The 12,275-nt window shown below is 44.2% G+C and carries 13 protein-coding genes; 9 read left to right on the forward strand and 4 right to left on the reverse strand.

Annotated features, from left to right (window positions below; translation table 11 throughout):
• The first annotated feature begins 2 nt into the window (after window positions 1-2).
• The 5 genes from SD449_RS16680 (at window position 3) to SD449_RS16700 (ending at window position 5,377) form a co-directional block, all read left to right on the forward strand.
• On the forward strand, window positions 3-701 hold the full coding sequence (locus tag SD449_RS16680; RefSeq protein ID WP_318312199.1) for an SIMPL domain-containing protein: 699 nt from the start codon (window positions 3-5) through the stop codon (window positions 699-701).
• Between the two features lie 36 nt (window positions 702-737).
• Window positions 738-1,229, forward strand: coding sequence for a DUF6265 family protein (locus SD449_RS16685; RefSeq protein ID WP_318312200.1), 492 nt, complete (start codon window positions 738-740; stop codon window positions 1,227-1,229).
• 63 nt (window positions 1,230-1,292) lie between these two features.
• On the forward strand, window positions 1,293-4,442 hold the full coding sequence (locus tag SD449_RS16690; RefSeq protein ID WP_318312201.1) for a VPS10 domain-containing protein: 3,150 nt from the start codon (window positions 1,293-1,295) through the stop codon (window positions 4,440-4,442).
• Window positions 4,442-5,014, forward strand: a complete 573-nt coding sequence (locus tag SD449_RS16695; protein ID WP_318312202.1) for a pentapeptide repeat-containing protein — start codon at window positions 4,442-4,444, stop codon at window positions 5,012-5,014. Before SD449_RS16690 ends, SD449_RS16695 begins: the two co-directional genes overlap by 1 nt.
• A 9-nt stretch (window positions 5,015-5,023) precedes the next feature.
• On the forward strand, window positions 5,024-5,377 hold the full coding sequence (locus tag SD449_RS16700; RefSeq protein ID WP_318312203.1) for a hypothetical protein: 354 nt from the start codon (window positions 5,024-5,026) through the stop codon (window positions 5,375-5,377).
• A 1-nt stretch (window position 5,378) separates the two neighbouring features.
• Here the strand turns inward: SD449_RS16700 and SD449_RS16705 are convergent, their stop codons facing one another.
• Window positions 5,379-5,849 (reverse strand): CBS domain-containing protein, encoded by a 471-nt coding sequence (locus tag SD449_RS16705; protein WP_318312205.1) that lies wholly within the window; start codon window positions 5,847-5,849, stop codon window positions 5,379-5,381.
• A gap of 123 nt (window positions 5,850-5,972) precedes the next feature.
• On the opposite strand from SD449_RS16705, the gene SD449_RS16710 reads away from it, so the two are divergent.
• The 3 genes from SD449_RS16710 (at window position 5,973) to SD449_RS16720 (ending at window position 9,828) form a co-directional block, all read left to right on the forward strand.
• Window positions 5,973-8,243, forward strand: coding sequence for a M28 family peptidase (locus SD449_RS16710; protein ID WP_318312206.1), 2,271 nt, complete (start codon window positions 5,973-5,975; stop codon window positions 8,241-8,243).
• Window positions 8,236-9,045, forward strand: coding sequence for an SDR family oxidoreductase (locus tag SD449_RS16715; RefSeq protein WP_318312207.1), 810 nt, complete (start codon window positions 8,236-8,238; stop codon window positions 9,043-9,045). Before SD449_RS16710 ends, SD449_RS16715 begins: the two co-directional genes overlap by 8 nt.
• A gap of 81 nt (window positions 9,046-9,126) precedes the next feature.
• Window positions 9,127-9,828 carry a hypothetical protein gene (locus SD449_RS16720; RefSeq protein WP_318312208.1) on the forward strand — a complete coding sequence of 234 codons (702 nt, stop codon included), beginning with the start codon at window positions 9,127-9,129 and terminating at the stop codon, window positions 9,826-9,828.
• Between the two features lies 1 nt (window position 9,829).
• Here SD449_RS16720 and SD449_RS16725 read toward each other — a convergent pair whose 3' ends face one another.
• Window positions 9,830-10,330 (reverse strand): nuclear transport factor 2 family protein, encoded by a 501-nt coding sequence (locus tag SD449_RS16725; protein ID WP_318312209.1) that lies wholly within the window; start codon window positions 10,328-10,330, stop codon window positions 9,830-9,832.
• Window positions 10,320-10,817 (reverse strand): hypothetical protein, encoded by a 498-nt coding sequence (locus tag SD449_RS16730; protein ID WP_318312210.1) that lies wholly within the window; start codon window positions 10,815-10,817, stop codon window positions 10,320-10,322. The genes SD449_RS16725 and SD449_RS16730 overlap by 11 nt, the downstream gene beginning before the upstream one ends.
• A 64-nt stretch (window positions 10,818-10,881) precedes the next feature.
• Here SD449_RS16730 and SD449_RS16735 point away from each other — a divergent pair, with 64 nt between their 5' ends.
• Window positions 10,882-11,823: an NAD-dependent epimerase/dehydratase family protein gene (locus tag SD449_RS16735; protein WP_318312211.1), complete on the forward strand. Its 942-nt coding sequence runs from the start codon at window positions 10,882-10,884 to the stop codon at window positions 11,821-11,823.
• A 5-nt stretch (window positions 11,824-11,828) separates the two neighbouring features.
• Here SD449_RS16735 and SD449_RS16740 read toward each other — a convergent pair whose 3' ends face one another.
• A complete protein-coding gene (locus SD449_RS16740) occupies window positions 11,829-12,161 on the reverse strand; it encodes a hypothetical protein (RefSeq protein ID WP_318312212.1) in 333 nt (110 codons plus the stop codon).
• Between the last annotated feature and the right edge of the window lie 114 nt (window positions 12,162-12,275).

Raw genomic sequence — 12,275 nt, forward strand, 5'->3', positions numbered from 1 at the left:
CCATGAAAAAAAGCATCATTTTTATAGCAACCGTTTTGTTCACCACAACCATTTTTGCACAATCCAAAAGCTTTTTGGACACGCCATATTTGGAGACCCAGGCCCAAGTTGACACCATGGTGACCCCGGACAAAATTTACCTGAACATCATCATCCAAGAAAAGGATACAAAAGGCCGTGTTTCGGTCGAGGAACAAGAAAACGAAATGGCAAAACGTTTCAAGGCGATGGGAATCGACCTCGAGGAGCAGTTGGTCATAAAAGATATGAGCAGTAACTTCAAAAAATACTTCTTGCGCCAAAAAGAAGTGCTCAAAAGCAAACAATATTCACTAGTAGTCTATTCAGGAAAAGAATTGGGCGATGTGATGATGGTCTTGGAACAGTTGGAGATCGCCAACACCAATATTGAAAAGACGGAATACTCCAAAATGGACGAACTGGAACTGGAACTAAAAACCAGGGCCGTAAAAAAAGCCATGCAAAAGGCTGAAGCCCTTACAAAACCTCTGGGTCAAAAAGTAGGTATGGCCATTCATATTGCGGACAATTCAAATTACTACCCAAGATACAATCAAGCCCCGATGATGGAAATGAAATCTGTTTCCGCCGACATGTCCCAAGCAGCCCCTTTGGACATCGATTTTGAAAAAATGAGGGTCGAGACCAATGTCAACGTAAAATTTGCCTTGTCAAATTAATGGCAAGGACACATCAATCAAATAAACCAATCCATTATGAAATCAATCGTACTTATTCTGATGCTCAGCGCAGGAATTGTTTCTGCGCAAGAAACCCTGCAACTGCCCGAAGGTGAAACATCGCCGAACGCAAATTTGGAAGATGTTTCCTGGATAGAAGGCCACTGGACGGGAGAAGCCTTTGGAGGCATTGCCGAAGAAATCTGGAGCGCCCCCATGGGCAATTCCATGATGTTCGTTTTCCGAATGGTGAACGATGGCGAAGTATCTTTTTATGAGTCCGGGCACATCCAACAATTGGACGACTCGCTCATACTCCAACTCAAACATTTTGATGGAAACATGCGGGGTTGGGAGGAAAAAAACCAGACCATCGACTTTAAATTGGTAAAACTGGAGCCCAACAAAGTATATTTTGAAGGACTTACCATGGAAAAGATCAGCGACGACCAAATGAATGTTTGGGTCCTTATCGAAGAAGACGGGAACACAGAAGAAATTCTTTTTGCCTATAAGAGAACAAAGTGATTTAGTTTCATGGGAATGTGTTGAATTAGTATATTTAACAGACTAACTAATTCCAACTGACCCGTGAAATTAAGACCTCTACTTTTATGTGCCCTTTTATTGGCGCTGCATCCTATGGATGCCCAACGAAGAAACAAAAAATCCGACCAACCTTCCATCATTGTCAACGACTCCCTTTTTCCGGGGTTAAAATGGCGTAACATAGGACCGTTCCGAGGTGGGCGAAGTGTTACCTCAACCGGGGTTGTGGGCCAGCCCCACACCTACTATATGGGATCCACGGGAGGCGGAATATGGAAAACCACTGACGATGGCATCACTTGGACCAATGTTTCCGACGGATTTCTAAAGACAGGAACCGTGGGCGACATTGCCGTTTCCGAAAGCAATCCCAACATAGTTATCGCGGGAATGGGAGAACATCCTGCCCGTGGGGTAATGACTTCCATGGGTGACGGTTTATACAAATCCACCGACGCAGGAAAAACCTGGAAACACATAGGACTAGACCATACGCGCCATATTTCGGACGTCATCATCCACCCGACCAATCCCGATATTATTTTTGTTGCCGCCCAAGGTGCTCAGTACGGGCCATCCGAAGACCGCGGTATTTACCGCTCCACCAATGGTGGAGAAACTTGGGAAAAGGTGCTTTATGTCAATGAAGATACCGGGGCATCCTCCCTGTCCATGGATATGAACAACCCTCTGATACTCTATGCCGCCATGTGGCAACACCGCAGATATCCTTGGACAATGGAATCGGGAGGAGCTTCCTCAGGATTTTATAAGTCCACCGATGGCGGAACTACTTGGGAAAAAATGGAGAAAGGACTTCCCAAGGAATTCGGAAAATCGGGAATCTCCGTGTCAAGGGCAAATTCTGAAGTAGTGTATGCCGTACTGGAGGCCGAAGGTGAAAAAGGCGGTGTCTATAAAAGTGAAGATGCCGGAAAAACCTGGAAACAGACCAATAAAGACCGAATCAATATAGCCCGTTCATGGTACTACATGGAGATTTTTGCTGATACCCAAGATGAAAATATCGTGTATGTGCTCAACGCTCCCGTTACCAAATCCATTGATGGTGGAAAGACATTTACTCCCGTTTCTACCCCGCATGGCGACAATCATGATCTTTGGATACATCCCGAAAACAACCAGATCATGGTCAACTCCAATGACGGTGGTGCCAATGTCTCCAATAATGGTGGTGCCAGCTGGAGTTCCCAACAATACCAGCCCACCGCTCAGTTTTACCGTGTGATTACCGATGATTTGGTTCCTTACAATGTGTATGGCGGCCAACAGGACAATACTTCCGTGGCGATTGCCAGCAGGACCCGTGATAATGGAATCGATTGGAAAGATTGGTATGCGGTGTCCGGTTGCGAAAGTGCTTACTTGGCATTCGACCCCGACAATCCCGAGTTTGTTTATGGCGGATGCTATCAAGGTATCATTGAAAAATGGGTAAGGGCCTCCCGCGTAGCAAAACCCATACAGGAATATCCTGAATTAGGGCTTGGGAACATCCCAAAAGATTTTAAGTTCCGATATAACTGGAACGCCCCGATCATTAGCTCCCCCCACGACCGAAATACGATTTATCATGCAGGAAACGTAGTTTTCCGAACCCAGGACGGTGGATATAGTTGGGATGTGGTAAGCCCGGACCTTACCCGGAACGAACTGGAAAAGCAAGGCCCTGGAGGAGGACCCTATACCAATGAGGCCGCTGGCGGCGAAAATTACAACACCATCATGTACTTGGTGGAATCTCCCCATGAAAAAGGGGTACTGTATGCCGGCTCCGATGATGGTTTGGTCCACATCACAAAAAATGGCGGTGAAAGTTGGAACAATATAACCCCTGCTAACATTAAGGAAGGCATCATCAACAGTATAGAGGTATCCCCGCACGACCCTGCCACCGCATACATTACCTTGATGCGATACAAGTTCATGGATTTGGAAACCTATATCTTCAAAACAACCGATTATGGTCAAACTTGGACAAAGATTACCAATGGAATTGATGGCGAACACAACTTTGCCCGAGTCGTCCGTGAGGATAAAAAACAAAAAGGGTTGCTGTATGCCGGTACCGAAACTGGACTATATGTTTCTTTGGATGATGGGCAACACTGGCAGCCATTACAATTGAATTTGCCCGTTGTTCCCATCAACGACCTCATCATTCAAAATAATGACTTGGTGGCCGCCACCGCAGGACGCGCATTCTGGATATTGGATGATTTGGGTGCGATTCAAAATAGCCTGAACCCTCCATCCTCCCTTCAAATTGTAACGCCAAAACCATCTTACCGAATTTTTAACGGAAGCTCGGACAAACCAGTGCCAGGTTTGGGCCAAAACCCTAAGTCCGGTGTTACCTTTGATTACTATCTGCCTAAAAAGTTGGATTCCACGGAGCTAAAGCTTGAGGTAATTTCCGGTGGAAAAGTGATCAGAACCTATACCAATCAAGCACCTGAAGATTTCAAAAGCTGGCCCGGAGGTCCTTCAAAACCAGAGACCCTCCCAGCGCTTAAAGGATACAATCGTTTTACTTGGGATTTTTACCGAGAGTCGCCCCCGGCCATCGAAGGTGTTTTTGCAATGGATGGCTACAGTGGCTCCCGTGTGGCACCAGGTTCGTACACGCTAAAGCTATCCCTGGGCAATCAGACGGTAGAGACATCGGCCACGGTCCTCCCCGACCCACTGATCGAAGCTTCCCCGGCCGACTACGCGGAACAACAATCCTATTTGACAAAAATCGATGCTGTTTTGGTAAATATGCACAGAGCTGTGAACCAAATGCGTACCGCAAAATCGCAACTAAAACAGTACAAAGAGTTGCTCAAGGACAACGAAAAGGCCTCTGAACTTCTCGAAAAAGGTGATCAACTCTTGGAGCGAATCAATACATGGGAAGAAAACCTGATTCAGCCCAAACAAAAAACATTCCAAGATGTTGTCAATTTCAGTAGTAAGCTGAACGCAGATTTTATGAACCTAAAAGAGTTTATAGATGTAGCCGAGCCCAAGGTAACGGACGGTGCCAAAGAAGTTTTTGGTGATCTACAGGAGCAATGGAAAACCTACGAGGAAGAAAAAAATGCCATAATAAGTACAGGTATGGAAGAATATAACCAAACGTTCAAATCTTTGGACTTGCCCGCCATCATTTTGACCGAAAAATAATGGCGGCACCCTTTTGGCTTGATCAGGAGTTCATAAAACAGGACTACACACAAAACAAGTTGCCCAAGGGCGACTATGAAAATTGTCGTTTTGTGGACTGCCTGTTCACCAAGGGTTTTTTGGACAATCAAAATTTTGTGGAGTGCACTTTTGAAGGTTGCGATCTTACCAACGTCAACATTTCCCACACCGTTTTTAACGAGGTCGCTTTTAAAACATGTAAAATGGTAGGGTTGCAGTTTGAAAGCTGTAACCCACTTCTACTGTCCTTCAATTTTGGGGAATGTAACCTTTCGGTAGCTTCGTTTTGTGGTTTGAACATGCCCCGGACCCGGTTTCAGGGTTGCAAACTTCACCAAACCGACTTTTCCGACACCCTTTTGAAACAGGGTGAATTCTTAAACTGTGATCTTGAGAATGCCATTTTCGAGAATACCGATCTAGAGCAGGCCGATTTTACCTCTGCCCTAAATTTTGACATCGACCCTTCCATCAACAAACTGAAGAAAACCAAGTTCGCTAAGGACGGATTGGTCGGTTTATTAAAAAAGTATGATATTGTGGTGACCTAATCTTATCCTATGTCTGATAGAAAATGTTTGGTGTGCGGCGAAAAACTTTTGGGCCGAATAGACCAAAAATATTGTTCCGACCATTGCAGGAACGCCTACAACAATCTACTGAACCGGGACAGTAAAAACCTAGTGCGCAACATCAACAACAAACTGCGGAAAAATTACAGGGTCTTGGATAGCTTTCCACTGCGCGACGGCAAAACAAAGACCACCAAAATGCAGTTGCTGGACAAAGGTTTCGATTTTGAGTACATCACAAACCTCTACACCACCAAAAAGGGCAGCACCTATTTTTTTGTCTACGACTTGGGATACTTGCCGTTGGATAATGATTATTACATGATCGTGAAGCGGGAGTAGCCTATTTCCAGCTATGCGAGGTCAATTTTAAAGCTGCTATAACAACATCCTTTCTACTGATCTGCCCAACGAGAATCCCGTTTTTCATCACGGGTAATCTACGTCGGTTGTGTCTGTCAAAAACACCCGCAACATCAAAAATGGACATGTCATGGGGCACGGTCTCGACATTTTTTGTCATAAATCGTTCCACACTCTTGTCCAAAATGGGCTGGTTAAAATAGCGGCTCTCCGAAATCTGCTTCATACAATCCGCTTCGGAAACGATTCCCACCAAGAAACCATTATTGTCCAAAACCGGACCACCTGAGATATGGTGCTTGGCAAAAATCTCCATAACTTCCAGGATGGACTGGTCCGGAGAAAATGTAATCAATTTTTTGGTCATGTAATCCTCGACCAAAATTGGGGCATCGTATTTCTTCTTCGCCTCCTCTTTGCATCGTACGCCTTGAAAACTTTTGATTGCCATATGGTTAGATTTTAAAGTTGAGTAATAAATATAGCTTTTTTTAGTGAATATCCTAATTTTCGATGCTAAAATGTGAGAACCTTTCATAATTTCATACTTTTAGATATCAACAAAAAACACTGCATGAAAACTTCCCGAACCATTGCCCTGATTCTTCTTTTTCTAGCTGCATATTGGAGCTTTACCGCATTGATGCCCACTTATGAGGCCGATAAAGAAGTTGCTTTGGATGTCTTTTCCACGGACAGGGCGTTGGACCATGTGAAAAAATTGTCCATGGAACCCCATGCCGTTGGTTTTCCGGGGCATCAGCGGGCAAAGAGCTATATCATTTCCGAATTAAAAAAAATGGGGCTGGAAACCACGGTACAGGAAGGCTATACCGCGGGAGACTGGGGAAACTTGAGCAAAGCATCCAATATTTTGGCGCGCATAAAGGGCCGCGGCGATGGGAAGGCTCTTTTGCTGCTTTCTCATTATGACAGTAGTCCGCACAGCTCGTATGGCGCAAGCGACGCCGGAAGCGGTGTTGCCACCATATTGGAGGGAATCAGGGCATTTTTGAGTCAAAATAAAATCCCTGAGAACGATATCATCATCCTAATTTCGGATGCCGAGGAACTTGGCCTTAACGGAGCTGACCTTTTTGTAAACAACCACCCATGGGTCAAAGACGTAGGGCTTGCCCTAAATTTCGAGGCCCGAGGCAGTGGCGGACCAAGCTACATGCTCATTGAAACCAACCGGGGCAATGGCGCTCTAATTAAAGAGTTTGTCAAAGCCAACCCAAAATATCCGGTGAGCAACTCCCTAGCCTACAGTATTTATAAAATGCTGCCGAACGATACCGATCTTACCGTATTTAGGGAAGATGGCGATATTGAGGGATTCAACTTTGCGTTTATCGACGACCATTTTGATTACCATACGGCGCTGGACAATTTCCAAAGGCTGGACCGTAAAACCTTGGCCCACCAAGGGAGCTACCTAATGCCCTTGCTTTCGCATTTTGCCAATACGGACTTGGGCAATTTAAAGAGCCTCGATGATTATGTCTATTTCAATATGCCTGTCTTTAAGCTGATATCCTATCCTTTTGAATGGATATGGCCCATGTTTGTCATAGCGGTACTGGCATTTGTGCTCTTGCTCTTTTCAGGATTTAAAAAGAAGGTGCTTAATGCAAAAGATATTCTCAAAGGGTTTTTGCCCATGTTAATAACCTTGATGATCAACGGGCTCGCAGGATATTTGTGCTGGTCCATAATCACATGGTGGTACCCGGGATTCAAGGATATGTTGCACGGATTCACCTATAATGGACACACCTATATCGCGGTTTACGTCGCTTTTTCCTTGTTCGTTTGTTTTTACACCTATCACAAGTTCAGAAAGACCGCCACACCCAATTTATTGGTGGCACCCATCTTTATTTGGTTGCTCATCTGTGGATTGGTCGCAAACTACCTTAAAGGAGCCAGTTTCTTTATAATACCTTTATTTGGTCTGTTGGCGTCCTTTTTGGTGACCATCAACCAAGAAAAACCCAACCCGTTCCTAATGGTCTTTTTGGCACTGCCCGCCGTGCTGATCTATTCGCCTTTTATAAAAATGTTTCCCGTTGGGCTTGGTCTAAAAATGATGGTGGCCGCAACCGTATTTACCACTCTACTGTTTTTACTGGTACTTCCGTTTTTTGGACAGTTAAAAAGTAAGGGGAGATTGGCATACCTCTTCCTTTTTCTTTTTTTTGCATTCGGGATTTCAAGTCATATCCAATCCAATTTTAATGAAGAAAGACCAAAGCCAAGCAGTCTTTTATATGTTTATGATGCCGATACGGATTCCTCTCTTTGGGCCAGCTACGACCATTTGATGATCGGCTGGAACGGACAATTTTTTCAAAACAACAAAAGAAAACCTGATGCCGAGACCATTTCCAGTAAATACCGAACAAGCTTAAGCTATGTCGCCGATGCTCCTAAAAAAAATATTGAGCTACCGTATATCGACACGGTAATGGACACCATTATCGGAGAAAATAGGCTTGTGGAAATCTGCATTTCACCAAAACGGAAGGTAAACCGGTTGGAGGTGTTCACGAATCCGATAAAACTGAACAAAGCCACCGTGAACCGGGTGCCCTTATCTTCCTATTTTTTGGAAAACCGAAATAGCAGACTGGTCACCCATTACATCACCAACAACGATTTTACAGAGCTACAACTGGAGTTTCCCAAGGACTCTATTTTGGAGCTCACCTTGTACGAAGCTTCCAACGATCTTTTGCAGCATCAAGATTTTAGTGTGCCCGAACGGCCAAAGACCAGTATCCCAATGCCCTTTGTGCTGAACGATGCAATATTGACCATAAAAACGTTACGATTTGAGTAAAAAAATAGGAGTTTTAGGCTGTGGATGGCTAGGGTTTCCCTTGGCCAAGAAGTTGATTGAAAAAGAATACGATGTCGTAGGCACAACTACCTCATCCGATAAACTAAAAATTTTGGAGGATGTAGGAATCGTCCCGTTTGAAATCCGACTATCCGAAACTGGCATTCAGGGTGACATCCAAGGATTTCTCTCCAAAGTAGATATCTTGATCATAAACGTACCGCCCAAGTTACGTGGCAACTCGAAAGAAAACTTTGTCGAAAAAATGAAATTGCTCGACTTGGAAATCACGAAAAACAAGGTTTCCCATATATTGTTTGTTAGCAGCACCGCTGTTTACGGGGATTCCGAGGGAGAGGTAAGCGAGGAGTCGCCCAACCGGCCCGTAACCGAGTCCGGCAGACAATTGGTAGCGTGTGAAAATCTGTTCTTGGATAACAAAGACTACCACACCACCATTGTACGGTTTGGTGGTTTGATAGGACCCGACCGCCACCCTGTGACCATGCTGTCCGGCAGAGAACATCTTGAAAATGGCAACGATCCCGTCAATCTGATACATCTGGATGATTGTATCCATATGATTCTTACCATATTGGAGGAAGGATATTGGGGGCAAATCTTCAACGGGGTATATCCACATCATCCCAAAAAACAAGTCTATTATTTTGAAGAGGCCCAAAAAAGAGGGCTTCCCGCCCCACAATACAAAACCGAGACTGTATCAAAAGAAGGGAAAGTAGTGTTGAGCAAAAATTTCTTGGAGAAAAAGCATCGTTTCGGAACATCCATCATTTCTTAAAGGTCTATAGTTTACTTATCAGATTCTTAACAGGGCGGTTGGGATTAATTTGTTAGATTTGGCGCACTAAATTGAACACCAATGAAAAAGACTGTACTCTTATTGCTCCTTTTTGCGGGCTTTAGCGGTATTTCCCAAACCAACAATGCTCTTTTGGAGCACTACCAAGCCTATTACCAAGAAATGCGTGCCCAAGGTGATGTAAATGGCATTATTGGAGCGTTGACCCACCTGAACGTGCTGTCACCATCCAAGGAAAGAAGGGATACGCTGGCGTTTGTTTACATGAACAATGGCCAACACGTACAAGCCCTAAACACCATCGGGGTGGAAAAAAACACCAATGATTCCGAACTTGCCATGCAGATCAAGGCCTTTTCCTTAAAGGCGCTCAACCAGCCCAAAAGGGCCTTGGAGCATTTCGAGGAACTATTTTCCAGAAGCCCATCAGCCTATTTAGCCTATGAAATGGCCGATCTTAAAATCCAAACCGGTGATACCAGTGGTGCTGTAGAAAATATTGAATATGGAATTGCCAATGCAAAAGATGATATGGGATATGCCTTTTACGAAAGGCAACAGCCCTATGAGGTTCCTTTAAAAGCCGCTTTTTATCATTTAAAGGGTCTGGCCGACTATAATATGAACAAGGAGGATATTGATGCCGCCATCGTATCCATTGACGAGGCCCTTAAAATTGCGCCGAACTTCAACTTGGCCAGTTTGAGCAAACAAGCCTTGGAATCAAGGAAAAAAGAAACTACCACGAATACGGAAAACTAGGCTATTGCTTTTTCTTTAGCTTTTCCAGCAGTTCATCATCTTTTTTTGTTTTGATTTCCACCAATTCGTCTACATTTTCGTTGGGTACGGCGATTGAAAGCACATAATGGGCAATTTTCCATTGCCCATTTATTTTTTTCAGTACTCCGGAACCTCGACAAAGCTTCATTTGGGTATCCAGGAGTTCATCGAACCAAGCGAATGTTCCCGTCTCGTTCACATAGATATTCCGCTGTACTGCGGTAAAGTTCCATGCCTTTCCCTTATTAAAATAAGGTTTGGAAAACGAACGAAATTCTTCGTTTTGCCAATTTTCCATGGCATCCGTTCCCAAAAAAACGCCGTCCTCCGTCATTTTTCCGAAATAGGCATCAAAATCGGCATTGGCGGCCGCCATGTGCCACGCATCCAAGACCTCATCTATTTTTTGTTCTTCTGTAATTTGCGCACAAAGGGTCCACGTAAAGAGCATTACCGTCACCAAGAGGATATTATGCTTCATCCAAAATCAATTTTTTGTCCAATTGACTGTTCATGATTACGTTCAACTGTTTGCGCAAAGCGTTATATGCGTTCAATAGCTTTACGGTAGGCTCGGTAGTGGGTTGGTTTTCCATAATGCTTGCCTTGGTCTTGTATAAAAAGGTGCGGATGACCCTTTGTCTACTTTTCACTTGGAAAGAATCGAACAGTTCCGGGTATTTTCCATCGGCCATTTTTTTCTCCTTTTCTATCAGGTCGTCAATGGCAAGGGCCAAATCTTCATTGTTGGTGGCCTTGTAGAGAACATCTATACTGGCATTCAAGTCCTTGAACGGCTGCCAATCTTCAACGATGGCGGTTGCGGCAGGGTTAAGGTCGGCCTTTTCGAGCATTTCACGATAATTGAATTCCAATTCTTGCTCATCGACCTGGGCCGTGGTTTCTACGGTCTTTTTACATGCTCCCAAAACAGTGAGCAAAATAAGTATGCCTAACAATTTTCGCATAAGCGAATGTACAAATTTTAATAAAGGGTATCTTTGCCTTCAAACTAAATTAACTTCATTTTTAATGCACAAACCAATATTGATCATAGGGGCATGCGGCCAGATAGGAACGGAACTCACTTTTGAACTACGTAACAAATATGGTTCTGAAAAAGTAATTGCCAGCGACATCCGAGAAGGCAGTGATGCGCTAATGCAGTCCGGGCCTTTTGAACTTTTGGACGCTACCAATTATGCCGCGATCGAGGATGTTGTGATGCATTATGAAATTGACGAAGTGTATTTAATGGCCGCGATGTTGAGCGCCACTGCGGAAAAATTTCCGATGCGAGCGTGGAACCTTAACATGAACTCGCTTTTCAATGTGCTTAACCTTGCCAAGGAGAAGAAAATTTCCAAGATATTCTGGCCTTCCAGCATAGCGGTTTTTGGCCCCAACACACCCAAAGAGGATACGCCACAAAATACCATTATGGAACCGAGCACCGTGTACGGCATCAGCAAACAGTCCGGTGAAAGATGGTGTGAGTACTATTATAAAAAATATGGCGTGGATGTGAGGAGCGTTCGATATCCGGGACTGATCAGCTGGAAAACCATGCCGGGCGGCGGGACCACCGATTATGCAGTGGAGATTTACCACGAAGCATTGAAAAATGGGTCGTACGAGTGTTTTTTATCGCGAGAGACGGAACTCCCGATGATGTACATGGACGATGCCATTAGGGCCACTATTGGCCTTATGGAAACGCCTTCGGAAAAAATACAGGTGAGGTCGTCCTATAATTTGGCGGGCATGAACTTTACCCCGGAACAGATGGCGGAGAGCATTAAAAAGCACATTCCGGAATTTAGGATAAGCTATGCACCCGATTTTAGACAAGAGATTGCAGATTCTTGGCCAAGCAGTATCGACGATTCTGCAGCAAGAAAGGAATGGGGATGGGAACCTAGGTTTGATCTAGACCAGACTACAGTTGAAATGCTAAAAAACTTGAAGGGATAGGATTTTTATTCGTCCTCGTCTTCGTCACCATCTTCCTCAGGTTCTGAGAAATCCTCGTCATCCTCTGGGATTTTTTCGTAATCTTCGGAATCAAAATTTTCGTCCTCTTCATCCTCATCGAAGTCGGCCATGCTACGCTCCAGCTTGGAGCTGATCTTCACCAGATATTTGGTATCCTCCGTTGAGACTTCCACGGCTTCTATGTACTCGCCCTTTAGGTTTTTGAAGTGTATTACGTCATCGTCCCCGTACCCATCAGGATATTTTTCCACCAAAAGCTTGAGTACCTCCGAGGTCAGTTTTTTATAATCTACAATTACGCGTTTGAGGTTATTCATGATGTTGGGATTATCTTATGGTCTATCTAAAAATAGAATAAAACTGATTTCTCAGAAAAAAATTATCAAAAAAAATCGAATCCGGTCCAAAAATCCGATAATGTGCATCAAAAA

Origin of the sequence: Flagellimonas crocea (assembly GCF_033441595.1) — a bacterium.
GTDB lineage: Bacteria > Bacteroidota > Bacteroidia > Flavobacteriales > Flavobacteriaceae > Flagellimonas > Flagellimonas crocea.

Coding starts and splice junctions, on each gene's coding strand:
- SD449_RS16680 (WP_318312199.1), top strand. CDS start 3: ATGAAAAAAAGCATCATTTTTATAGCAACCGTTTTGTTCACCACAACC.
- SD449_RS16685 (WP_318312200.1), top strand. CDS start 738: ATGAAATCAATCGTACTTATTCTGATGCTCAGCGCAGGAATTGTTTCT.
- SD449_RS16695 (WP_318312202.1), top strand. CDS start 4,442: ATGGCGGCACCCTTTTGGCTTGATCAGGAGTTCATAAAACAGGACTAC.
- SD449_RS16700 (WP_318312203.1), top strand. CDS start 5,024: ATGTCTGATAGAAAATGTTTGGTGTGCGGCGAAAAACTTTTGGGCCGA.
- SD449_RS16705 (WP_318312205.1), bottom strand. CDS start 5,849: ATGGCAATCAAAAGTTTTCAAGGCGTACGATGCAAAGAGGAGGCGAAG.
- SD449_RS16710 (WP_318312206.1), top strand. CDS start 5,973: ATGAAAACTTCCCGAACCATTGCCCTGATTCTTCTTTTTCTAGCTGCA.
- SD449_RS16720 (WP_318312208.1), top strand. CDS start 9,127: ATGAAAAAGACTGTACTCTTATTGCTCCTTTTTGCGGGCTTTAGCGGT.
- SD449_RS16725 (WP_318312209.1), bottom strand. CDS start 10,330: ATGAAGCATAATATCCTCTTGGTGACGGTAATGCTCTTTACGTGGACC.
- SD449_RS16730 (WP_318312210.1), bottom strand. CDS start 10,817: ATGCGAAAATTGTTAGGCATACTTATTTTGCTCACTGTTTTGGGAGCA.
- SD449_RS16735 (WP_318312211.1), top strand. CDS start 10,882: ATGCACAAACCAATATTGATCATAGGGGCATGCGGCCAGATAGGAACG.
- SD449_RS16740 (WP_318312212.1), bottom strand. CDS start 12,161: ATGAATAACCTCAAACGCGTAATTGTAGATTATAAAAAACTGACCTCG.